The organism is Pseudomonas sivasensis (assembly GCF_052938085.1).
Genome location: NZ_CP176442.1, coordinates 1,790,002 through 1,813,332, shown reverse-complemented (window position 1 = coordinate 1,813,332; position 23,331 = coordinate 1,790,002). Strand labels below are relative to the sequence as shown.

At 61.1% G+C, this 23,331-nt stretch carries 22 protein-coding genes; 13 read left to right on the top strand and 9 right to left on the bottom strand.

Annotation, left to right across the window (positions count from 1 at the left end; genetic code table 11):
* Positions 1–2 precede the first annotated feature (2 nt).
* The gene (gene aroC, locus ACKZ62_RS08480) at positions 3–1,094 is read right to left on the bottom strand and encodes a chorismate synthase (protein ID WP_032888040.1); all 1,092 of its coding nucleotides are present in this window, start codon (positions 1,092–1,094) and stop codon (positions 3–5) included.
* 142 nt (positions 1,095–1,236) lie between these two features.
* Between aroC and ACKZ62_RS08475 the strand changes: the two genes are divergently transcribed.
* Both ACKZ62_RS08475 and ACKZ62_RS08470 read left to right on the top strand, forming a co-directional pair.
* Complete coding sequence (locus ACKZ62_RS08475; protein ID WP_032888038.1) at positions 1,237–2,199, top strand: alpha/beta hydrolase; 963 nt, start codon at positions 1,237–1,239, stop codon at positions 2,197–2,199.
* Between the two features lie 99 nt (positions 2,200–2,298).
* Positions 2,299–3,105 (top strand): hypothetical protein, encoded by an 807-nt coding sequence (locus ACKZ62_RS08470; protein ID WP_032888036.1) that lies wholly within the window; start codon positions 2,299–2,301, stop codon positions 3,103–3,105.
* Positions 3,106–3,233: 128 nt separating this feature from the next.
* Here the strand turns inward: ACKZ62_RS08470 and prmB are convergent, their stop codons facing one another.
* Positions 3,234–4,142, bottom strand: coding sequence for a 50S ribosomal protein L3 N(5)-glutamine methyltransferase (gene prmB / locus ACKZ62_RS08465; protein ID WP_122764606.1), 909 nt, complete (start codon positions 4,140–4,142; stop codon positions 3,234–3,236).
* 239 nt (positions 4,143–4,381) lie between these two features.
* Here prmB and ACKZ62_RS08460 point away from each other — a divergent pair, with 239 nt between their 5' ends.
* The 5 genes from ACKZ62_RS08460 (at position 4,382) to ACKZ62_RS08440 (ending at position 7,164) form a co-directional block, all read left to right on the top strand.
* A complete protein-coding gene (locus ACKZ62_RS08460) occupies positions 4,382–4,972 on the top strand; it encodes a cysteine hydrolase family protein (RefSeq protein ID WP_095185465.1) in 591 nt (196 codons plus the stop codon).
* A gap of 142 nt (positions 4,973–5,114) precedes the next feature.
* The gene (locus tag ACKZ62_RS08455) at positions 5,115–5,435 is read left to right on the top strand and encodes a hypothetical protein (RefSeq protein WP_032888031.1); all 321 of its coding nucleotides are present in this window, start codon (positions 5,115–5,117) and stop codon (positions 5,433–5,435) included.
* Between the two features lie 74 nt (positions 5,436–5,509).
* A complete protein-coding gene (locus ACKZ62_RS08450) occupies positions 5,510–6,067 on the top strand; it encodes a Smr/MutS family protein (RefSeq protein WP_032888029.1) in 558 nt (185 codons plus the stop codon).
* A 78-nt stretch (positions 6,068–6,145) separates the two neighbouring features.
* Positions 6,146–6,691 (top strand): GTP cyclohydrolase I FolE, encoded by a 546-nt coding sequence (gene folE, locus ACKZ62_RS08445; RefSeq protein WP_003442011.1) that lies wholly within the window; start codon positions 6,146–6,148, stop codon positions 6,689–6,691.
* Between the two features lie 101 nt (positions 6,692–6,792).
* A complete protein-coding gene (locus tag ACKZ62_RS08440) occupies positions 6,793–7,164 on the top strand; it encodes a glutathione S-transferase N-terminal domain-containing protein (RefSeq protein ID WP_032888027.1) in 372 nt (123 codons plus the stop codon).
* Positions 7,165–7,274: 110 nt separating this feature from the next.
* Here the strand turns inward: ACKZ62_RS08440 and ACKZ62_RS08435 are convergent, their stop codons facing one another.
* The 3 genes from ACKZ62_RS08435 to ACKZ62_RS08425 are packed head-to-tail and all read right to left on the bottom strand — an operon-like array spanning position 7,275 to position 10,211.
* Positions 7,275–7,595 carry an AtuA-related protein gene (locus tag ACKZ62_RS08435; RefSeq protein WP_447096525.1) on the bottom strand — a complete coding sequence of 107 codons (321 nt, stop codon included), beginning with the start codon at positions 7,593–7,595 and terminating at the stop codon, positions 7,275–7,277.
* Positions 7,592–8,917, bottom strand: coding sequence for an acyclic terpene utilization AtuA family protein (locus tag ACKZ62_RS08430; protein ID WP_447096524.1), 1,326 nt, complete (start codon positions 8,915–8,917; stop codon positions 7,592–7,594). The genes ACKZ62_RS08435 and ACKZ62_RS08430 overlap by 4 nt, the downstream gene beginning before the upstream one ends.
* Before the next feature lies 1 nt (position 8,918).
* Positions 8,919–10,211 (bottom strand): CitMHS family transporter, encoded by a 1,293-nt coding sequence (locus ACKZ62_RS08425; RefSeq protein WP_122756975.1) that lies wholly within the window; start codon positions 10,209–10,211, stop codon positions 8,919–8,921.
* A gap of 125 nt (positions 10,212–10,336) precedes the next feature.
* Between ACKZ62_RS08425 and ACKZ62_RS08420 the strand changes: the two genes are divergently transcribed.
* Complete coding sequence (locus ACKZ62_RS08420) at positions 10,337–11,221, top strand: LysR family transcriptional regulator (protein ID WP_122681114.1); 885 nt, start codon at positions 10,337–10,339, stop codon at positions 11,219–11,221.
* A 100-nt stretch (positions 11,222–11,321) separates the two neighbouring features.
* Positions 11,322–12,896, top strand: coding sequence for an isopentenyl-diphosphate Delta-isomerase (idi, locus tag ACKZ62_RS08415; protein WP_447096523.1), 1,575 nt, complete (start codon positions 11,322–11,324; stop codon positions 12,894–12,896).
* Between the two features lie 4 nt (positions 12,897–12,900).
* Here idi and ACKZ62_RS08410 read toward each other — a convergent pair whose 3' ends face one another.
* Both ACKZ62_RS08410 and ACKZ62_RS08405 read right to left on the bottom strand, forming a co-directional pair.
* Positions 12,901–13,503 (bottom strand): glutathione S-transferase family protein, encoded by a 603-nt coding sequence (locus ACKZ62_RS08410; RefSeq protein WP_447096522.1) that lies wholly within the window; start codon positions 13,501–13,503, stop codon positions 12,901–12,903.
* A gap of 10 nt (positions 13,504–13,513) precedes the next feature.
* Positions 13,514–14,680, bottom strand: coding sequence for an aminotransferase-like domain-containing protein (locus ACKZ62_RS08405; protein ID WP_122754407.1), 1,167 nt, complete (start codon positions 14,678–14,680; stop codon positions 13,514–13,516).
* Between the two features lie 82 nt (positions 14,681–14,762).
* Between ACKZ62_RS08405 and ACKZ62_RS08400 the strand changes: the two genes are divergently transcribed.
* The 3 genes from ACKZ62_RS08400 to ACKZ62_RS08390 all read left to right on the top strand — a co-directional run bounded on the left by ACKZ62_RS08400 (position 14,763) and on the right by ACKZ62_RS08390 (position 17,436).
* The gene (locus tag ACKZ62_RS08400; protein ID WP_032888098.1) at positions 14,763–15,197 is read left to right on the top strand and encodes a MarR family winged helix-turn-helix transcriptional regulator; all 435 of its coding nucleotides are present in this window, start codon (positions 14,763–14,765) and stop codon (positions 15,195–15,197) included.
* Positions 15,198–15,434: 237 nt separating this feature from the next.
* Positions 15,435–16,781 (top strand): NCS2 family permease, encoded by a 1,347-nt coding sequence (locus ACKZ62_RS08395; RefSeq protein WP_032888014.1) that lies wholly within the window; start codon positions 15,435–15,437, stop codon positions 16,779–16,781.
* Between the two features lie 13 nt (positions 16,782–16,794).
* Complete coding sequence (locus ACKZ62_RS08390) at positions 16,795–17,436, top strand: LysE family translocator (protein ID WP_099603045.1); 642 nt, start codon at positions 16,795–16,797, stop codon at positions 17,434–17,436.
* Here the strand turns inward: ACKZ62_RS08390 and ACKZ62_RS08385 are convergent.
* Positions 17,411–22,588 (bottom strand): dermonecrotic toxin domain-containing protein, encoded by a 5,178-nt coding sequence (locus ACKZ62_RS08385; RefSeq protein ID WP_447096521.1) that lies wholly within the window; start codon positions 22,586–22,588, stop codon positions 17,411–17,413. The two genes, ACKZ62_RS08390 and ACKZ62_RS08385, sit on opposite strands and share 26 nt — an antisense overlap.
* Positions 22,589–22,742: 154 nt before the next feature.
* Positions 22,743–23,096 carry a hydroxyisourate hydrolase gene (gene uraH, locus ACKZ62_RS08380; RefSeq protein WP_032888007.1) on the bottom strand — a complete coding sequence of 118 codons (354 nt, stop codon included), beginning with the start codon at positions 23,094–23,096 and terminating at the stop codon, positions 22,743–22,745.
* Positions 23,097–23,110: 14 nt separating this feature from the next.
* Between uraH and ACKZ62_RS08375 the strand changes: the two genes are divergently transcribed.
* The gene (locus ACKZ62_RS08375) at positions 23,111–23,329 is read left to right on the top strand and encodes a hypothetical protein (protein ID WP_447096520.1); all 219 of its coding nucleotides are present in this window, start codon (positions 23,111–23,113) and stop codon (positions 23,327–23,329) included.
* Positions 23,330–23,331: the final 2 nt, after the last annotated feature.

Below are 23,331 nucleotides of genomic sequence, written 5' to 3'. Positions count from 1 at the left end.
CGTCACAGCTGGCCCAGTACCGGAGTGCTCACCTGCACCTCAGCATTTTGCCCACGGTTGCGCAGCAGATGGTCCATTAACACGATGGCCATCATTGCCTCGGCAATGGGCGTAGCCCGGATGCCAACGCACGGGTCGTGGCGGCCCTTGGTGATCACATCCACCGGGTTACCGTTGACGTCAATGGAGCGGCCTGGGGTGGTGATGCTCGACGTGGCCTTGAGCGCCAGGTGCGCAACGATTGGCTGACCGGAAGAAATGCCCCCAAGGATGCCACCGGCATTGTTGCTGAGGAAACCTTGTGGGGTCATCTCATCGCGGTGCTCGGTGCCGCGCTGGGACACACACGCGAAGCCTGCGCCGATTTCCACGCCTTTTACGGCGTTGATGCTCATCAGTGCGTGGGCCAGTTCTGCATCCAGACGGTCGAAGATCGGCTCGCCCAGGCCTGGCTTGACGCCCTCGGCGACCACAGTGATCTTGGCGCCGACGGAGTCCTGGTCGCGGCGCAACTGGTCCATATAGGCTTCCAGTTCCGGCACTTTATCCGGGTCAGGACAGAAGAAAGCGTTGTCATCCACGCTGTCCCAGGTCTTGAACGGGATTTCAATCGGGCCCAACTGGCTCATGTAGCCACGGATCACGATGCCCTGGGTGGCCAGGTATTTCTTGGCGATGGCGCCAGCGGCCACGCGCATGGCGGTTTCGCGCGCGGAACTGCGGCCACCGCCACGGTAGTCGCGTTCGCCGTATTTGTGGTGATAGGTGTAGTCGGCGTGGGCCGGTCGGAACAGGTCCTTGATCGCCGAGTAGTCTTTGGACTTCTGGTCGGTGTTACGGATCAGCAGGCCGATGGCGCAACCGGTGGTACGACCTTCGAAGACGCCGGAGAGGATCTCGACTTCGTCAGGCTCCTGGCGCTGGGTGGTGTGGCGACTGGTACCGGGTTTGCGGCGATCGAGGTCGCGCTGCAGGTCCTCCAGGGACAGTTCCAGGCCGGGCGGGCAGCCGTCGACAATGGCGACCAACGCCGGGCCGTGGCTTTCGCCTGCGGTGGTGACAGTGAACAGCTTGCCGAAGGTATTGCCGGACATGCAGGGCGCTCCGTGAAATCAGTTGTAATCACTCGGGGGTGATAACCAAGCGCGCCAGTATACGCGGGCCAACCGACTAGTTCATCCTCGAAACCTTACCGGTCGGCACAGGTCCAACCGACACTTCACCAATGATGGCGCGATGATGCTGCGAGTTTTGCTGTTTACCCTCACCCTGTTTACCGCCGTGGCCCACGCCGCGTCCCCCGTCGTACTGCAACGGCCCATCAGCCTGGACACCGGCAGCGGCGAGCTGTTTGGTTCGCTGCTGCTGCCCCAATCCGACCATCCGGTGCCCGTGGTGCTGATTATCGCGGGCTCCGGCCCCACCGACCGCAACGGCAACAGTGCCGACGGCGCGCGCAACGACAGTCTCAAGCGCCTGGCGTGGGTGCTGGCACGACACAACATCGCCAGCGTGCGCTACGACAAGCGCGGTGTGGCGGCAAGCCTCGCCGCCACACCTGACGAGCGTAACCTGACCCTCGACGCCTACGTGGCCGACGCAGTGGCCTGGGGCAACATGCTCAAGGCCGACAAACGCATGGGCCCGCTGATTGTGCTGGGCCACAGCGAAGGCGCGCTGGTCGCCGCCCTCGCCGCCCCGCAACTCGACCCGGCCGGTGTGATCTCCCTGTCAGGTAGCGCTCGTCCGGTGGACCAGGTCATCCGCCAGCAACTGGCCGATCATTTGCCCCCTGCCCTGCTGCTGCGCAGTAATGAAATCCTCGATCACCTCAAGGCCGGTCAGGTGGATGCCGATGTACCTGGCCCGCTGGAGGCTATTTTCCGACCCAGTGTGCAGCCTTACCTGATCAGCCTGTTCCGCGCCGATCCGTCCGCGGCCTTTGCCAAACTGCGCATGCCGGCACTGATCGTCCAGGGCACCAACGATATACAGGTCGGTGTCGGTGACGCCCAGCAACTGAAAAGGGCCAAGCCTGATGCCGAGCTGACGGTGATCGAAGGCATGAACCACGTCATGCGCATCGTGCCCAATGACGTGAAGCAGCAATTGGCCTCCTACAATGACCCGCAATTACCCCTCGCCGCAGAGCTAGGTAACCGCGTGGTGCGCTTTATCGCCGGACTTCAACCCCGTTAAGCCACAATTTGCCTCCAGTCCTCGTAAAAACGGCCGATAAGCCAAGAGTCGACAGCAAAAAGACTGTCGGCTGGCTGGGCTTGGACAGGATCGCGCCGCATGACAACCACTGAAGCAACACCAGAACCGACCGCCGACACCCCGGCTGAAAAAACCGAGGCCGTCGACGCGGCGCCTCTGCCGTGGGCGGATGTCCAGGCCGAACATTTCAAGATGCTGCGCCTGGCCCCCCTGGCCACCGACCGCGCCACTGGCCTGCGGCCGTTGAGGTTCGTGCAGTTCGGCTATGCCGAGCGCAATGACAAGCAACACAGCCTGTTGCGCATGGTCATTCAGTTGCCCGGCCAGCGTGTGCGTCGCGAACAAAACCACTTGGATATCTGGGTCGACCACGACACCCATCGCGTGCATTTCGGTCCGGGCAACAGCCTGGAAATCGAGCCGGCCAACCGGGGCATCGGCCGTTTCCTCGTGGCTCAAGGCGCTGCCTGGGCTAAGAAGAAGTGGTCGCACTACCGCGTCGACGGCGTCGACCTGGCCAACAAGGACGCACTCAACGAAGCCACGCGCCTGCGCCGCGACCACTTCTTGCGCATTCAGGGTTTTGATGTGGCGTATGCCGATGTGCAGCACCTCAAAGGCAACGTACAGCCAGGCAAGGTCGGTGATGTGCTGGACAGTTGGAACACTGAGAAGGTGCAGTTCGTCGAGATCCTCGAAGCCGCGCAGATGCTGCAACAGGCCGAACAGAACCTGTTGGAACAGGAAGTGAAGCTGCGCAAGGAAGAGGAAAAAGTCACCAAGTTCAAGCGCGAGGACAGCGGGCTACGTTTCACCATCACCTGTCTGGTGGCGTTTACGGTGTTCCAGGCAGGGCTGTTGATCTGGATTGCGACACACCGCTAATAGGTTGCACTGCAATAAAAATGTGGGAGGGGGCTTGCCCCCAACAGCGGTGTATTCAGTCATGAATGTGTTGACTGAGACCCTACCATCGGGGGCAAGCCCCCTCCCACACTGACCGCATGACCCACTCAGACCCTGGCGGCAAAGACGGCCTGATGCGCCCGGCACTGCTCGGCCGTGAGCATGAACACCCCGTGCCCGCCCCGCTGGAACTCCAGCCAAGCAAAGTCCACCTCTGGGTACAACGCCTCAACGTGCACCTGGCTGTTGCCCACTTCTACGATCAGCAAACCCTTCTCGGTCAGATGGTCCGCCGCTTCGGCGAGCATCCGACGTACCAGGTTCAAACCGTCATCGCCACAGGCCAGTCCCAGCTCCGGCTCATGCTGGTATTCGTCCGGCATGTCGGCGAAGTCTTCAGCGTCCACATACGGCGGATTTGACACGATCAGGTCGAAACGCTGGCCTGGCAGGCCGTCGAAACCATCGCCCTGCACGGTGTATACGCGCTCGTCAGCGCCATGACGCTCGATATTCTGGTTGGCCACTTCCAATGCTTCGAAGGACAAGTCACCCAACACGACCTCGGCGTCCTGGAACTCGTAGGCGCAGGCGATGCCGATGCAACCTGAGCCGGTGCACAGATCGAGGATGCGCGCCGGCGGTTGAGCCAGCCACGGTTCGAAGCGGTTTTCGATCAGTTCGCCGATGGGGGAACGCGGGATCAACACACGCTTGTCGACGATAAACGACATGCCGCAGAACCAGGCCTCACCCAGCAGGTAGGCGGTCGGCACGCGCTCATGGATACGGCGGTGAAGCAGGCGTTGCACATGGGAGACTTCCTCTTCTTCCAGGTTGCAGTCCAGGTAACTGTCGGCAATTTCCCACGGCAGGTTCAAGGCGCCGAGCACCAATTGCCGGGCTTCATCCCAGGCGTTGTCGGTGCCATGGCCGAAAAACAGGTCTTCCCCATGGAAACGGCTGACAGCCCAACGGATATGGTCGCGCAAGGTGCGCAGGCGGGAAGTGATCACGGGGGCAGACTCCTGGAAAAAACGACTGGCGATTCTAACAGCCTTCGCCTGTACCGACGATGTACGAAAACTTGGCGCCACCCATCGGATTTCATCCAATTTGCCAGCATTGTGTTAAACAAGCCCGCCTCTTGACATGGCTGCACGCCAGCAACGGCGTACCTTACGATGGTAGCGATTCACAGAACCGCTCAGCCAGTGGACAATGTCGCAAAAGCCCCCCTCACAGGAGCCCCAGAATGTCCGTTCCAAAGACGATGTTTCAACTCAGCGGTCGCGGTTACGCAGCAGCCAACCTGAACCATGCGACCCTCGTGATCATCGACGCCCAGAAGGAATACCTCAGCGGTCCACTCGCCCTCTCGGGCATGGACGCGGCGGTCGACCATATCAAGCAACTTGTGACCTCAGCGCGCAACGCTGGCCGTCCGATCGTGCATGTGCGCCACCTGGGTACAGTCGGTGGCCTGTTCGACCCTCAGGGCGAACGCGGTGAGTTCATTCCCGGCCTTGAGCCTCAAGGCGACGAAACCATCATCGGCAAGCTGCTGCCCAGCGCCTTTCATGGCACCGGCCTGGAAAAGCACCTGCAAGACCTCGGTTCCCTGGACCTGATCGTCTGCGGTTTCATGAGCCATTCCAGCGTCAGCACCACCGTGCGCGCGGCCAAGAACCTGGGCTTTCGCTGCACCCTGGTGGAAGACGCCTGCGCCACCCGCGACCTGCCTTACAAAGGCGGCATCCTGACTGCCGAGCACGTACAGCAAACCGAAATGGCCATCATGGCCGACAACTTCGCCACCCTTGCGCTGACCAAAGATCTGATCTGATCGCCCTTCTGATGAGCGGCGCGGCAATGTTTATTGCCCCGCTCATCCGCTAAGCCTTTTGATTTGGCGCATTTGCCTCGGGTACAGGAACAAGCTGCGTATCTTCCGGTCGAAGGGCCGATACCCTGGAGGAAAGGTCGGAATGAAGATATCCGATGGATTTGACGCTCGTCGCTTGCGCCCAAAGGGCCCGAGTAACTGGCGTCTGCGTCTGGTGGCCGGCATTGCCGCGTTGCTGGCGATTGTAGGTTTGTTGCTTGCGGGCGCTGGTGGCGCCGGCTTGTTTGGTCATTCACCGGCCCTTGGCGAACTGAATGCCAGCCCCGGTGGCTCTGCCCTCCTGCTGGGCATCGGCGTGCTGGTGCTGTGGCTGGGCGTGTGGTTGTGGCGTCGTAGCCGTCGGAAAATGCGCCAGCCGTTATCACTGAATATCGCTGCACACCTGATGAAAAAACACGACTGATGGCGCTTGGATAGCGTTTCCTGCGCCCGGCCGCCGCGAATTAGGTAAACTGCCCGCCCTTCGCGGAGGCCGACATGCAAGACGACGATTTTTCCCTGTTCAAAAACGAGCTGCGCGGCGTCAAGCCGATCAAGCACGACCGCGCCGATACCGGCAAACCCAAGGCTGATCGGGCGCAAATCGCCAAACTGCGCCAGGCCGCGACCGTGCGCACCGACGCCACCACCGTGGATGGCCTGTCGGACCAATTCGTGATCGACGTCGGCCCCGAAGACGAGTTGATGTGGGCCCGCGATGGCGTGCAGGAAAGCCAGATGCGCAAGCTCAAGGTCGGCCAGATCCCCTTCGAAGGTAGCCTCGACCTGCACGGCATGACCGTGGAGAAAGCCCGGGAAACCCTGTGGGCCTTTCTCGCTGAAGCCACCAAATTCGAAATCCGCTGTGTACGCGTCACCCACGGCAAAGCCGTGCGGCTGGACGGTAAGCGACCGATGATCAAAAGCCACGTCAACACCTGGCTGCGCCAACACGCTCAGGTGCTGGGCTTCACCTCCTGCCAGGCCCGCCACGGCGGTGCGGGGGCGGTGTATGTGATGCTCAAGCGTACGATGATGGAAGGCCGTGACGAGTAACAAGTGACATCGTCAGGCTTGCAGCGATGTGTCCGCCACCGTAACCTTGCGCTTTGCGAAAATCCCACAGGTAGTTTCATGTCCCTGGAACAGAATTACACCGCGATCCTCGGCCAACTCGGCGAGGACGTCTCCCGCGAGGGCCTGCTCGACACGCCAAAACGTGCCGCCAAGGCGATGCAGTACCTCTGCCGCGGTTATGAGCAGACGCTGGAAGAAGTCACCAACGGTGCCTTGTTCAGCTCCGACAACAGCGAAATGGTGCTGGTCAAGGACATCGAGTTGTACTCGCTGTGCGAACACCACCTGCTGCCGTTTATCGGCAAGGCCCACGTCGCGTACATCCCGAGTGGCAAAGTGCTGGGCCTGTCCAAGGTCGCGCGGATTGTCGACATGTATGCGCGCCGCCTGCAGATCCAGGAAAACCTCAGCCGCCAGATCGCTGATGCCGTGATGCAAGTGACCGGCGCCCTGGGCGTGGCGGTGGTGATCGAAGCTAAGCACATGTGCATGATGATGCGCGGTGTGGAGAAACAGAATTCGTCGATGATCACGTCTGTGATGCTGGGTGAGTTCCGCGAAAACGCGGCCACTCGCAGCGAGTTCCTCAGCCTGATCAAGTAATAGGCTGCGCAGAAAAAGACCGGCGTTCATCGCCGGTTTTTTTTCGCCTGCAGAATTAAGGTAAGCTGCGGCCCCTTCTTCATGGGCAAGAGGTTTCAGCCATGTTCGTCAAAGCACTTCGAGTGGGCCTCGGCCACGTCATCATCGCCGGCGACTTACTTACCCGTCCGCGCAAAAAGCAGCGCCCTGCCGAACAACAGGCGCAGGTGAACGCAGCGGCCAAGGACCTGACCCTGTATCAATTCCACGCCTGCCCGTTCTGCGTGAAGACCCGCCGTACCCTGCACCGCCTGAATGTGCCGGTGGCGCTGAAGGATGCGAAGAACAACGAGCAGGACCGCCAGACCCTGCTGGAGCAAGGCGGCAAGATCAAGGTGCCGTGCCTGCGCATCGAAGAAAACGGCCAGACCACTTGGATGTATGACTCCAAGGTAATCATCGATTACCTCGATAAGCGGTTTGCCGCGATCTGACAAACATCGCAAAACTAATGTGGGAGGGGGCTTGCCCCCGATGAGGGAGTGTCAGTCACTGGATTAGCCGGCTGACACTCCGCTATCGGGGGGCAAGCCCCCTCCCACATTCAGTCCAGTGTTATCAATTCCAGATCCAGCAGCGCCGAGCCCAGGCACTTGCCGTGCGCATCCAGCGCCAGCGAGCGAGTCACCCCGCCATGCAGAATCCCCGGCAACACAAAGTTCAACGCCTGCACGTTCGGCAATTCATAGCGTCGAACCGGTGCCGCACCCGGCTCCAACAGCCCGGCGAAGTACGCAGCCACACGCTCGGCCGTGAGCTGCTCACGCAGCAACGGATAATCCTCGGCGCGATAGGCAATGATTGAGACGTTTGAGGTGTCGCCCTTATCCCCGGTGCGGGAATGGGCCAGCGTGTGCAGTTTCATGCTTCGATCCTCGGGCTGACCGCGTCTCGGGGCAGCAGCAACGAGGCCACCGCCACCACTTGCCGTACGCTTTTACTGGCACCGCCGCCGCCGGACGGGCCGTTGGTGTAAAGGGTTTCCACTTCATTACCGACGCGCACCGCGCCCCCTCGGTCTTCACAACGCGCCGCCACGCGCAGGCGCACTTCCCAGGGCTCTACGCTGCTGCGTGGACCGTGGAGCGAGTCCATGCCAATCAGTTCGGCGCGTAGGTCTTGCATCTTCACACCCATCAGTTCCAAACGCTTGAGTACGACATCCCGCGCCAGTTGCGCCCGTGCGACTGCACCCGGGCCGCCGTAGGACATCTGCCCCTCACCGATCCAGCCGTCGAGATAACCGACGCTGACCTTCAGTTGCTCGGGTCGCGCACGGCCATTGGCCCCTTGGGCACGCACGCGATCAACCCCCTCTTCGACGAACCCCACCTGGGAAAAATCCGCCGTCACGTCCGGCGTCAGGTACGCCGCCGGATCATGCACTTCGTAGATCAGTTGTTCGGTACACGTCGCGCGGCTGACCCGCCCACCGGAGCCCGCAACCTTGGTGATCACGGCCTCACCGTCGGCATCGATCTCGGCCAACGGGAAACCCAGGCGCGCCAAATCGTCCACATCCTTGAAACCAGGATCGGCAAAATAACCACCGCTGACCTGCCCTGCACACTCCAGCAAATGCCCGACCAATGTGCCACGGCCCAGGCGCAGCCAATCGTCCGCCGTCCAACCGAACTCAAACATCTGCGGGGCCAGGAACAACGACGGATCTGCCACGCGCCCGGTAATCACCACGTCCGCCTCGGCGTGCAACGCATCAATAATGCCGTCGACACCCAGGTAGGCATTCGCGGAAATCAACCGCTCACCCAGTGAGCCAACGGTCTGTCCGTTATCGAGCACGTGATCGGGCTGCAGCACTGACAACACGTCGTCACCCACCACAGCAACAACGTTGAGGCTCAACCCCAATTCACTGGCAATCCGCCGCACTTCAAGCGCCGCCGACACCGGGTTGGCCGCGCCCATATTGGTGATCACGCGCAAGCGACGACGCGCGGTCTGCCTTCCAACAAACGGCAACACGCGGCGCATGCGCTCACTCAGCAACGGATCGTAGCCACCCTGTGGATCGCTGATACGGGCCTGTTGCGCCAAGGCGATGGTGCGTTCGGCCAGGCATTCGAACACGAGGTAATCCAGGTCACCGTGTTCGGCCAGTTCCACGGCAGGTTCGATGCGGTCGCCGGAGTAGCCGGCGCCGGAACCGATACGCAAGGTTTTCATCTCAGATCACTCCCAGGAGCAACGCAGTCAGGGTCATCAACACTGACGCGGCAAACAGAAAAGGGATGGTAAAGCGCTGGTGATCGGCCAGTTCGATCTTGCACAGGCCCACCAACAGGAAGGTCGCAGGGGTCAGCGGGCTAACCGGGAAACCGGTGGTGTGCACGCCCAACAACGAGGCTTGGGCCACTTGCAGCGGGTCGACGCCCAAGGCCTTGCCGACTTCGGCGATCACCGGCATCACGCCGAAATAGTAGGAATCGGGGTCAAACAACATGCTCAGCGGCATCGACAGAAAGCCCACGACTGCCGGGATCAGCTTTCCGTGGCCGGCCGGAATCTGCGCCACCGCCACTTCGGCAATCGCCTTGAGCATGCCGGTGCCTTGCATGATGCCGGTGAACACCCCGGCGGCGAGCAGGATGCTGGCCATGGTCAAGGCGGTTTTCGCATGGGCGTCGATGCGAGCGCGCTGGGCGTCGACATTCGGGTAGTTGATGCACAGCGCCACCACGGTGCCGAGCATGAACATCACCACCGGGTCGACCCAACCGGCAATCATCACCACCATCACCAGCACAGTGAGGATCAGGTTGACCCAGAACAGGCGCGGCCGACGCAGCTTGATGTCGTCGTCGCTAAGCACCCGTTGCGGCATCGCATCCACGCTGGAGCCAGCGCCCAGGCCCAGGCGTTTTTCTTCACGCTGGCCGAGCCACCAGGCACAGGCGAAAACAAAGATCAGGCCGACGATCTGCACCGGGATCAGCGGTTGGAACAGGTCCGCCACGGGCACATGCAACGCTGCCGAAGAGCGCAGCACCGGGCCGGTCCAGGGCAAAAAGTTGACGCCGGCGGCCATAGCGCACACACAGGCGAGGATGCGTTTGTCGATCCCAAGCCGCGTGTACAGCGGCAGCATCGCGGGCACCGTGACCAAAAACGTTACCGCGCCGGAACCGTCCAGATGCACCAGCAGGGCCAGGGTCGCGGTACCGACGACGATGCGTGTTGGACGCGTCCCGACCGTACGCAGGATGCGATCAATGATGGGGTCGAGCATGCCGGCATCGGTCATGATCCCGAAAAATAGAATCGCAAACACAAACATGCCCACCACCGGGGCGACGTTCTTGATCCCCGTAATGATGAAGGCACTGGTTTGCAGGCCGAACCCGCCGAGCAGCGCGGCTATGATCGGCAAGGCGATCAGGGCCACCAGTGGTGAGAGGCGTTTGCTCATGACGGCAGCGAGCAGGCACAGGATGGTAATGACACCCAGGGTTGCGAGCATGGGTTACTCCAGAGCGGCCTTTTTGGCCGGTTATTGTTTTCCCTGGAGTATTGGAAGCGCGTTACTCTTTGTAAATTGGAATATTCACCACCGTATGTTCGGAAAAACAAAATGAAGCCGCGCCTATGAAAAATAGCATCCAGCATATTCAAGCCTTCCTCGCAGTCGCCCGTACCGGCAGCTTTACCAAGGCGGCCAATGAGCTGCATCTGTCGCCTTCGGCACTCACGGTTCAAGTTCAGCAATTGGAAGATTGGCTGGGTGTCACCCTGCTCGACCGCAGCCCGCGCCATGTCAGCATCACCGCTGCCGGCCATGAGGCGCGTGGCCCCATGGAAAAATTGCTGCTGGACCTGGACAACATTGTCACCGGCTCGCGCGACCTCGCCGCCCTGCGCCGAGGGGTGGTCACCATCGCCGCCCTGCCCTCAGTGTGCGCTGGCGCCCTGCCGCCGGCCTTGCGCCTGTTTCGCGAACGCTTCGCCGGCATCGAAGTACGGTTGCATGACCTGGTCGCCCACCGCATTCATGCCCAGGTGCGCGCAGGGGAAGTGGATTTTGGCATCGGCGTACGTGCACGACTCAGCCATGGACTGGATTTTCTGCCGGTGCTGAATGATCGGTTGTGTGCGTTTGTACCGCTGGATCACCCCCTCGCCCACCATCGCCAGCTGACCCTGGAGCAATTGGCAGACCAGCCGATCATCCTCACCGGGCGCGACAGCAGTGTGCGCGAGCACGTGGATGCGCTGTTTGATGAAACACGGCTGACGCTGAACGCCGGCATGGAGGCCAACTACATGTCGACGGTGCTGGCGTTGGTGCGCCAGGGGCTGGGAATCAGTGTGCTGCCGGAGTCGGCGGCGGACAGTCTGGAAGGGTTGAAACGCATCAACATCGATCATCCCGGAGTGAACAGGGAGATCGGGTTGATCAGTCGAAGCGGGATGGGGCTGAGCCCGGCGGCGCAGCGGTGTTTTGAGCTCCTGAGCCAGACACTGCCCGGCTGATGCACTATCACGGCTATGCCGTGTATTTTCCCTGCTGGCACTGGCGCGTTTCGGCAAACTGAATCGGCCACCCACCGGCGCACAACACGAGATTTAAGACATGGAAGAAACACTGATACTGGTGGACGGGAACGATCGTCAAATCGGTACTGGTTTAAAGCTGCAGGTGCACCGTGAAGGGCTGCTGCACCGAGCGTTTTCCATTTTCATATTCGACCACAAAGGTCGGCTGCTCCTGCAACGGCGCGCTGCCGGCAAATATCACTCCGCGAACCTATGGACGAATACGTGCTGCGGGCATCCGCGCCCCGGCGAAGAGACTGAACACGCAGCCCATCGACGGCTCGGTGAAGAGATGGGTTTGGCCTGCCCTTTGCGTGAGGTCATGACGCTGACCTACCAGGCCCGCGTCCCAGGGAATTTGATCGAGCATGAGTTCGATCATATTTATATCGGCACGTTTGATGGCGAACCGCAGGCCAACCCAACCGAGGCCTCTGAATGGCGCTGGATAGAAATCCCGGCCTTGCAGCAGTGGGTCGACACCGCGCCCGAAGCGTTGACCGCCTGGTTCAACGTCATCCTCGCTCACCCGGCCTGTCGGCTGGAAGACTGGCGACTGCAGGCCATGATGGAAAATCCCCGCGCGCCTTTCGCGTACCAGGATGAAATCCTTCCCCAGGTATCGCGCACGTTTGCTTTGACCATTCCTCAATTGCCGGCCGAACTTCGCCCGGCAGTAGCTAATGCCTATCTGCTGTGCCGAATGGCAGACACGATAGAAGACGAACCCGGTCTCACGTCCGCTCAAAAACGCTATTACCAACGTCGGTATTTTGAGGTGATCAGTGGCCAGGGGGACGCAAAATGCTTGAGCGATGAATTGACTCAGCACCTGACGGAGCAAACCCTTGCAGCCGAGCGCGAGCTGATCAGACATATGCCTTTGATATTGGCCGTTAACGACACGCTCAATCCGGCCAAGCGAAGGGCGATCCTTGATTGCCTGAACATAATGACCACAGGGATGGCCGAGTTTCAGGACAAGGCCGGTCTACAGGGATTGGCTACACGCACGGAGTTGGACCGCTACTGCTATTACGTAGCGGGCGTTGTCGGAGAGACACTAACCGAGTTTTTCATCGACTTTGAGCCGCAACTGTCAACGCAACGCGAAACCCTGAAACACCTGGCACGTTCATTCGGCACCGGGTTGCAGTTGACCAATATTCTCAAGGATCAGTGGGAGGATCGCTCCCGGGGAGTTTGTTGGCTGCCGCAGGATCTACTGGCCGAATATCATCTGCAGCCTTGCGTTTTGCAGGCCGGAGTCCGTGATCCCAAGCATGTCCAAGTTGTAGGGCAAATGGTTGGCACCGCCAACGCTCACTTACAGCGAGCGCTGCAGTTTGCGTTGCTGATCCCAGCCAGGCATCCAGGTATTCGTCGGTTCATGGTCTGGACCATCGGCCTGGCGTTGCTGACACTGCGCAACGTCCAGGCACACCCGGAGGCCCCCTCGAAGGTATCCCGCGCAGAAGTGGCCTGGATCATGGGCCTGACTCGATTATCCCAGCGCTCTGACACAGGCCTGCGATGGCTTTACACACTCGCTGCGCGCCAATTGCCTTTCACCGCGCTGGCGCCCGAGCAGCCATCGCCCCCAAATCCATAGCCTGTCAGTCCAGCATTGCCACGTGCTTGGGATGGCTGGCCACGCGCTTCAACCAGGCCTGCACAGCCGGGTACGGCGCTAAATCAAAACCACCTTCATGGGCCACATGGGTGTAGGCATACAGCGCGATATCGGCAATCGAATACTGCTCGCCCACCAGATAGGACGTGGTTTGCAGTTGCCGCTCCATCACCCGCAATGCCTTGTAGCCGCCTTTGTGGGTGGTTTTGTATTCCTCAAGGCGATCCTCTGGCATGTTCAGGTAAAGCTGAATAAACCGCGCTACCGCAATGTAGGGCTCGTGGCTGTACTGCTCGAAGAACTGCCATTGCAACACTTGCGTGCGCAAACGCGGTTCGATCGGCAAGAACTCGCTGCCGTCGGCGAGGAAGTTGAGGATCGCGTTGGATTCCCACAAGCAAGTACCGTCTTCCAGTTCCAGCACGGGGATTTTGCCGTTGGGGTTCTTGGCCAGGAATTCGGGGGTTTCGGTGTCACCCTTGAGGATGTCCACATCCACCCATTGGTACGGGACGCCCAAGAGGTTAAGCATCAGTTTGATCTTGTAGCAGTTGCCCGACTTGTAATCGCCATAAACCTTATACATGGGGCTCCCCTTATGCCGCTTGCGCGTGCTGTGCTTGACGGACCACCGCGGCCAGGCGCTTGAGACCTTCGTCCAGGCGGGCCGGGTCGATATGGCTGAAGTTGAGTCGCAACGAGCCGAGGTGTTGGTCCGGCTCGGAAAAGAACGGTTCACCGGGCATGAACGCAACGTTCTGGCCCAGCGCTTGGGCCAATAAGGTGCGGGTATCCAGCGGCTGTTTCAAGGTCAGCCAGAAGAATAATCCGCCCTGAGGCACTTGCCAGTCGGCAAGATCGCCAAAATGGCGCTCCAGCGCGGCCTGGAATGCATCGCGACGCTGGCGGTAAAAACTGCGCAGTTCCACCAGGTGTTGTTGGTATTTTTCGCTGCCGATCCATTGCATCGCCTGCCATTGGCCTACGCGGTTGGTGTGCAGGTCCGCCGATTGCTTGAGCTTGAGCAGGTGCGGGAACAAGTCCGGGCTGGCGATCAGGTAGCCGACCCGCAGGCCAGGCAACAATGTTTTGGACACGGTGCCGGTGTAGATCCAACTGGCCTTTTGCAGGCGACTGACGATGGGGCGCGCACTGCCGCCGTCGAAGGTCAGTTCGCGGTAGGGCTCGTCTTCGATCAGGGTCACACCGAACTCATCGAGCAACGCGGCGACCGCCTCGCGCTTGGCCTCGCTGTAGCGCACGGCTGACGGGTTCTGGAACGTGGGGATCAGGTAGATAAACGCCGGGCGATGGCGTTCGAGGCTGGCGCGCAATGCGCTGAGGTTCGGCCCGTCGGCTTCCAACTGGACAGTGAGGCATTCGGCGCCGAACAGTTGGAAGATCTGCAACGCCGCGAGGTACGTCGGGCCTTCCAGCAGAACCTGCGTGCCTTTGTCGATATACAGCTTGGCCGCCAGATCCAGGGTTTGCTGGGAGCCACTGACCACCATGACCTGGCTCGCCTCGCACGGCACGCCTAGCGCCCGCGCCTCGGCGGCCAGTAATTCACGTAATTGTGGTTCGCCTTCGCTCATGCCGTATTGGCCGATATTGAGCGGCATGTCATCCCAGTTCAGCGCAGGCAGCATGGCTTCGGCTGGCAGGCCACCGGCGAACGACATCACTTCCGGACGCTGGGCTGCGGCGAGGATTTCACGGATCAAGGAGCTTTTAAGGCGCGTAACACGTTCGGAGAAGGCCATGGAGGTCACCGCTAGCGAAGGCTGTGGGAAATACGTCAAACTGGTTGACCGAAATTACGACAGCTTGAGCGGATACGTCAACATGCTTGACCTTAAAAACCAAAACAGCCAGCAACAGGCCATGGAAGCGTTCTTCTTCGGCTACCAGGCATTTACCGCCAAGGCTGACGAAATGCTCGAACGTCGAGGGCTGAGTCGAGTGCACCAGCGCATCGTGTTTTTTATCTCGCGCTACCCGGCCTTGAGCGTGAAAGAGCTGCTGGAGTTGCTCGGTGTGAGCAAACAGGCGCTGAACATTCCGCTGCGCCAATTGCAGGAAATGCACTTGGTCGACAGCGTCGCGTCCGAGACCGACAAGCGCAAACGCTTGCTGGAATTGACCGAGGAAGGGCTGCGTTTTGAGCAGTCATTGCGCCGTGAACAGGTGAAGCTGTTGCAACGAGCGTTCAATGAAGCCGGGGAAGAGGCTGTGAATGGATGGTTGGCGGTGAACCAGGCACTGTCTGGTCAGCCGTAATCCCTGTGGCGAACGGGCCGGTTGTGGCGAGCCCGCTTGCCTCACGAGTTGCCTTTCATCTCTTTCGCACACAAAATAGAAAACATTATTTGCTTTCTTTGTATACAAAAGCATAATTCGCTTCGTGCGAGTTCTTGACCTATTGGTCAACAAAGCCCGCCAGTACCTCAAAGCGCTGTTGCCCACTCATGTGACCGGCGCTGGAAATAACAATAAAACTCTTGAGGAGTACTCGCTGTGGATAGCCGCAAATCCGAAGCCCCGACGCTGGACCTTGCCCCCTCATCGAACGGCTGGCTGGAACGCCTGTTCAAGCTGCGCCTGCATGGCACCACAGTGAAGACCGAGCTGATCGCCGGCCTCACCACCTTCATCACCATGGCCTACATCATCTTCGTCAACCCCAACATCATGGCCGACGCCGGCATCGATCACGGCGCGGCGTTCGTTGCTACCTGCATCGCCGCCGCACTCGGTTGCCTGCTGATGGGCCTGTACGCCAACTGGCCGGTTGGGCTGGCGCCCGGCATGGGGTTGAATGCGTTTTTCACCTACACCGTGGTCGGCACTATGGGCTACACCTGGGAAACCGCGCTGGGTGCGGTGTTTATTTCCGGGGTGCTGTTTATGGGCCTGACCCTCTCACGCGTGCGGGAATGGCTGCTCAACAGCATCCCGGTCAGCCTGCGCCATGCCATGGGCGCCGGTGTCGGCCTGTTTCTCGGTGTGATCGGCCTGAAAACCGCAGGCATCATCGTCGAAAGCCCGGCCACGCTGATCAAGCTCGGCTCGCTGCATGAGCCGGCGCCGCTCTTGGCGGCCGTGTGCTTCCTGCTGATCGCGATCCTCAGCTACCACCGTGTGTTCGGCGCGATTCTCATCAGCATCATCGCCGTAACCCTGGCCGGCTGGGGACTGGGCCTGGTGCACTACAACGGCATCCTCTCAACCCCGCCGAGCCTGGCGCCGACCTGGATGGCGATGGACATCAAGGGTGTGTTCAATGTGAGCATGATCAGCGTGGTGTTCGCCTTCCTCTTTGTGCACATGTTCGACACCGCCGGCACACTGATGGGCGTTGCGCAACGGGCCGGGCTGGTGAAGGCTGACGGCAAGATCGACAATCTGTCCCGCGCCCTCAAGGCCGACAGCGCCTCCAGCGTCTTCGGCGCCATGGTCGGTGTGCCACCGGTAACCAGCTACGTGGAAAGCGCCGCCGGGGTGGCCGCAGGTGGTCGCACCGGGCTGACTGCCGTGACCGTGGGCGTCCTCTTCGTGGCGGCGATGTTCTTCGCGCCGCTGGCCGGTATGATCCCGGCCTACGCCACCGCCGGTGCGCTGATCTACGTGGCGATGCTGATGATGGCGAGCATGGCGCACATCAATTGGGATGAGGCCACCGACAGCATTCCGGCGATCGTCACCGCGATCATGATGCCGCTGACATTTTCGGTGGCCGACGGCATCGCCTTGGGCTTTATCACCTACGTGGCGCTCAAGGCCGGCACCGGAAAATACCGCGAGATTTCCGCCAGCCTTTGGGTGCTGTGCGTGATTTTTATCGCCAAGTTCGTCTTTCTATAACAAGGAGCAAGCAATGAGTCTGGAAACCTGGCTGCTGTTCAGCGGCGCTGCGCTGGTAGTGATCCTGATCCCGGGGCCGCTGTCGTTGCTGATGATCAGCAACAGCCTCAACTACGGCCTGCGCCGCTCGTACCCGGCGTTTCTGGGCGGGGTGTTTGCCTCGATCTGTCTGCTGAGCGCTTCGGCGCTGGGCCTGGGCGCATTGCTGCTTGCGTCGGAAAAGGTGTTCAACGCGCTGAAGATCGTCGGCGCGCTGTACCTGTTCTACCTGGCGTGGCAGAGCTGGCAGCAATCGCGCCAGCCTTCCCAGGGCGCGACAGTCCCCCAGGCTGCGCCAGTGCCGCGCTTTCGCGCGCTGTTTGGCCGGGCCTTTGTGCTGGGGGCCAGCAACCCCAAGGACATCCTGTTTTTCGCCGCCTTCCTGCCGCAATTTCTCAGCAGCCAGAACGCCTTCCTCCCGCAACTGCTGATCATGATCGCCACGTGGACTCTGCTCGACCTGGCCTGCAAGCTCGCCTACGGCCTCGGCGCCCATGGCGCTGCGCGGTACCTGCGCAGCGGCGCGGGCCAGAGCTGGTTCAACCGCATCAGCGCGAGCCTGTTCGGTGGTGCCGGCGTTATTTCACTGGTCAACGCTCGCGCGGGCTCACTTTGACGAAATACACCGTGGGCGGGCGATTGCCATGCCTCGGCCATTGAATGCCGGCCATCATCCGCACGAGGCGCTGTTCGCTCAGCGCCTCCCGGACCGACGCGGCCATGGCGGAAGTCCGATGTTGTTTGATGGCTTGATTGAACCATGCGTGGGTGAGCTTTGACCTGAGCAAGATGCTGCCGCGATCCAACCACTGGAAGGTGATGTAGTACAGCGCGTTTGACTGGGGGTGGGTCACCAGCCACTCGGGACTGCGGACCGTGCCGCGCTTTACACTCCACTCCTGCACCCTGAAGCCCTGCTGCTCCAGCGTCGCGCGGGTGGCTGCGCCCTGGGCAATCTGCCTCTGAGCCGAATGCTGCGCGCCGCCGGCCTTGAGCACCTCGTCAAGCGCGATGGTGGGCGTGAAGTCAACGCGTGTGAAGCCCGGCGCCCGGCCTTCGAAACCGATATAGGTATAGCCGCCGTACCGTTCGGTGGGTCGCAGCATACGCAGCAGGTCATCTGTCTGGCCAAGTTGCACAGGGCTTGGGGTTAACCAGCTGTCCAGCGTTGCGCGCACGTTAAGCAGATGGCTGGCGGTGACTGAACGGGATGAGTCCGCCAACTCGATCAGCCTTGCCACCGCAAAGGTTCGGCTGCTGCTCGTCAGCGTCGGGAAAGCCCTCTCAACCGACGGCTCCAATGGCCCATCGAACAGCGGCGCATGCAGCTGCCATTCGCCCGTTGACGTACGCGACACAGGAATCGGCTGTTCATCAAGGCCGCTGCTGGTCCAGTGTTCGATATCAACGCGAGCCCTGGACACCAGCGGCTCGTTCCTGGAAATAAAGGCCATGTCGCTCAAGGGCACGTGCTCACCCTGATGCAACAACCGGTAGTAGCCAATAGCCGATTGCGTCGGCGTGTCATAGCGGCTCCCGACATAGATGGCATCGTAAGGGAATCCCGGAGGATCCATATGCACATGAAACACGCCGTTCACCGAGGACCCGACGCCCACATCATCGGCGCCATGCAGGCGCCAATCGAACCAATGACGGGACGCCACGCTTGAGCGGTGAATCCGTTCCCGGGTCGCAGTGGGTACCACCGGTGGTTGCCAATCCGACTGCGTGGCAGCCGCGCGCCACGGGTTGAGTACTGCCGAGCTCGGGCCGGCGACCGGCGCGTCCGCCCCCAGCAGCCACTCGCCGGGTTCGTGCAGCGTCAGGATTAATTCATCCTGCCCCGCCGCGTCCTTGCTCTTCAGGCGGAAAAAACCTTCACCCTCGCGGCGGTACACCGGGTAGTGATGCGTTCCGTCCACCACGAAATGCTCGCCGCGCTTCACGTAGACACCTTTTTCACCCGCCCCCTTCAAGGCGATCGCGCCTTGGGGCAGGCCCTGGACGCGAAAGCGTTCCAGGGGTTTGAGCGCCGTACCCGCGCCGGGCAACTTGGGCACGTGCGCGACCTGGCCAAACTCCGAGAACGCTGCGCGATGCAGGCGGTGCAGACCCGTGCCTATCGAGCGCAGCCCCGGACGGGCCAGGTTCCCCGGTTTGAGTTTGGGCCCAGGGACAAAGGTCAGCAGCAGGTCAACTGCCAGGAACACCGCACCAAATGCCACCGCCACCGCGTCCCGAGGGTCGCCCTCGCGGTGATAACGCCGCGACGTCAGCAGCAATTCATACAGCTGGTTACCCAGGCCGAAGAACGGCACGGCAAGCGACAACAAGGCACGCCGACGGCTATCGCTGCGCTCCTCCAATCGCTGCTCTCGGTGTTTCTCCAAGGTCTTGCCGGAGTTGCTGATGGCCTGCGCCCGGCGCTGCTGCTCAAGCACCCGCGCCTGATACAACTGGGCGCGAGCGTCCCAGTGTGCGGTCGGCACCAGTACCAGCCAGTTCGTCTGATCACTGTCGATCTGCTCACGGATTTGTTGCTCAATCTGCTCGACAAGCGCCGTGGGTTCCAGGTGCCTGACCTTGAATGAACGCACGAACTCGGCGACGTGCCACAGCCCTTGCAACATGACGAAAGTCGGCACGAAATCCAACGGGCCGGGTAACCGTGACCCCTTGCTCGGTTTGCGGCCGTGGTGGTCGATCGCCTCGAACGCCCAACCGGGCGCGACGTGCCGGGCCAACGCCGTGACATTCGCGGGCAACGAACTCATGCCATTGAGATGCTCGCGAGCCAATTGCAGGCTGGCATATTCGCTAAGGCTGCCTGCCTGCGGCGCGGTGGGCCAATACACCACACAGGCCTGGGAAATCTGGTCATGGATGACCACGATCCCGGCGATGTAGCGATCATGCAGGAGGGTGTGGCCGGCCAGATGCACCACATAGAGCTGCACGTGATGGCCGTTTCTGCGCAGATCTTCGGGGGCGCGGGCGCCGATCGCCGTATTGAACAGACTCAGCCCCTGCTCGCTTACCCCCTGCCTGAGCGCCGAATAGCGGTCGGCGTCGATACCCGCCCCCAACGCGCGCCTCAACAGTGGCGGAACGCGCCCCTGCTCACGCGGGTCAGGCGAGTGGAACGTGCGCTGGATCAACGCCTCGTACTGGCCGCCGATGTCCAGCGAGGACACCATATTGACCAAGTAGCTGACGCTCAGGCGTTGCTTCCACGCCGGTTGCAGATAGGTGGCGTGCCGGAAGCGCCAATAGGTGGGCCGCATCTTCGGGTCCAGGTTGTGCAGCGCCAGTTGCAGCAGACTGAACTGCGTGCGCGTCGCGCTGGGAGTAAGGGCTTCGTTGCGATCGCCCACCGTGCAGGTGCTTTCCCAGCCACAAAACCTGCCATCGACCTGATCGGGCATTTCGATAAATGGCGTGTCGATGTTCAACTCCGGGTACAGGCCGTCTTCCCGCAAACGCGCGATCAGCAGGTCGCGGGCAAAAGCGTGCACATCGGGCAAGCGCTGCTGGAGGCGCTCTTCATAGGCAAATACGCTGCTCAGGTAACGACCTTGCACACGCTTGAAGCGGTTGACCTGCGCCGCCGTCGCGTCAGTCAGCCACGATGGCAGCTTTTTTTTCGCTTCTGCGGCTTTGCGGACCAGATCAACATGGTCGCGTGCTTGGATCAACGCCTGGTTGGCCGGGGCAAGCAGGTGCTCATGCAGCTTGACCGCGAGCAATTGGCGGCTGAGTTGAGCGTCTTCAATTCCATTGAAAATATTCGCGCTGTGCTGCAGCAGAACATAGCTCTTGAGCAGCCTTTTGAGTGCCAGCAGCAGGGGGTTGCCGTCGATGGCGTGATAGCTCACTTTCAGCGTGCGCGCGGCAACTCGTGCGCGTACGGCTTGACGCTGTTGCCGCTCGACGTAACCCCATAACAGCGACGTATCGCGACTGCCGAGGCTGGCCTCGACGCTGCGGGACAACTCCCCCAGGCTGGAAAACCCAGCCACACCGCCCTCGCGCCCGAGGGCACACAACACCACCGGTTCTCGCCGCTCGGGAGCATCCAACGCAGCCTGGCGCGTAACCGCAAACACGCTGTGCAGCGGCCAGTCATCGCCCACCCGCACCGACAGCACACGGGTAAGACTGCCCTCGCGCTTGCTGGCCAGCGGTGCCTCCAATACTTCGAGCAGCAGGTCCCGATGGGGCGCGCGCAGACGCTTGAGCCGGTGCTGCAGTTGAACTTCAACGCGCAACAGGTCCTTCAGGCCGAGGATATAAGCGCTCGCGCGCTTGAGTTGGCCGCTGGGGCGTTCCCCCCAGTACGCCGCCTCGAACAGCCGCAGTTGCGCGTCCTGCACCTGTGCGGCCAGGGTGTCCTCGTGGGCCTTGAGTTGTGCTTCAAGCGCCACATATTCCAGCCAGGCCGGCGTGTCCACCACCGGGTCGCTGTGATCGAGCAGCGCCATCAGGCCCTTTTCGTAACGCTTGACCTGGCGCAGTGCCGTGTTGATCGCCAGGCTCGACGCGGTGCTGGCGAAGATGATTTCCTGGCGTCGTCGATGCTGGTCCCAGTCCAGCAGCTCACGGCGCAACCGCTCCAGCCGTGGTTTACCGACCCAGTGCCGGCGTGCCCGTTCAATGTAGGCGAGAAAGCGTGTGGCGTTCGTCACCGCAGGCTGGGGCGTGGCGGAAAACACCTGTTTGAGGTTGATCGACACAGCGCAGGCCAGTTCGTTTTCCCATTGCGCGTCCAGTACCGCCTGCGCGCTGTAGGCCAATGCATCGCCCGACAACCGTACGCCGCGACCCGCGGCAGCGGTCGAGGCCGGCTCACACACCTCGTGCCGACGTCGCAGGGGCAGGCATTGCCACAGGTCGTCGAACAGCGCGCCGTTGATCAGCGCCACCAGGGCGCACTGCAATTGGTCGAACGAGGGGTACTCATAAAAGTTGCGCTGCACGCCCGGCAGATACATCACATGGGGCATGCCCATCGGGTCGCCCTCACGATAAATATGCAGGGCGCCAGGGATCGGCATCAACCGCGGCCCGGCGCCAGGCCACATCAACTCGCACGCCTGCACACTGGCCCAACGCTCGCCCGCACGCTGGCGCGCATCCACCGTCGGCGCATCCACCAACGCCTGGACCATGACCCGCCCGGCGCTCGACAGCTCGTCCAATTGACGGGCGATGAAGGCCTGGTGGGCGAACAGTTGCTGATGCACCTGCACCCATCGCTCCTGACGCGTAAGCCAGGTGCCGGCAGCCAACCCCTGCCAATAATCGTTGTGGGCCTGGGCGAGCCGGTCAAACAGGTTGAGGCCGATCACCCGGCGCAGCGCCTCCAGGGGCGTGAACGTAAAGCGGCGGTTCGGGTCGTCCTTGTCGCTCAGGGCGGTGAACTGATTGAGGTTGATCGACACCGACGGCAACACCATCAGGCGCAAGGCGCGGTCGGTCAGGCTGTCGGTTTTCTGCGCGACGGCGGGCGGCTTGGGTTCGGTAAAGAGCAGGCGGTCCGGGTCCAGTTCGAATGCTTTGCGCAGCTCGGCACGAACTACCCGCAGCACCCGGGGCGCAGCGCTGATCAGACGGCTGAGGGTAGTCGCCGCTTCAGCGCAGCCCAAGTCCGCCAGCGCGAGTCGATTGACCAGGCGACTGGGATGGAGGCTGCTGTTGATACGCAGCGTGAGCTGGGTACGCAGGGCCTGTAGCGCGTCGTCATCAGGGTCGGTAAGTGAGGTCACGGCAGTGTCTTCGTCGAGGAAAACACCTAGCCTATTGAGCAATCACGCCAATAAGGCGCTAGATAATTGAACGTTTCTGCGCGCAAAAAAAAGCCCGCAGTGTGCGCGGGCGAAACCAACGAAGAGCTTTGGGGGTGTGAAGCGAGGTGACGACTCAGCTACCGCGATAGGTAGAGTAGCTGTAAGGCGAAATCAGCAGAGGCACGTGGTAGTGATCCTGTTCGGCACTGATACCAAAACGCAGTACGACGACATCAAGGAAGGCCGGCTCCGGCAACTGCACGCCACGGGCACGGTAGTAATCGCCGGCGCTGAATTGCAGCTGGTAAACACCCGTGCGGTAGTCATCGCCTTGCAGCAGCGGTGCATCGCAACGACCGTCGCTGTTGGTCAGGGCGCTGGCGACCAGCTCCAACTGCGTGCCTTCGACGCGGTACAGTTCAACCTGGATGGCGCTGCCGGGGCAGCCGTGGGCGGCATCGAGTACGTGTGTGGTCAGTCGTCCCATGGAACGGAGCTCCCTTGAGTAGAGTGAAAATAGGCCGCACCTTTACAGGGCATGCAAAATCCGGCGATGCGCTGATTAAGACACTTTTAACAAAAATTGTACACAATAAAAATTACAAACTTTTACTCACCACTTCGCGCAGCTATCCTCACTGCAAATTCTCAGCAAGCCTTGCTTTTAAACGCCCTTTCATCCATTTACTGACCAACCAGGCAAGTTTCTTGCAAAGCTAATC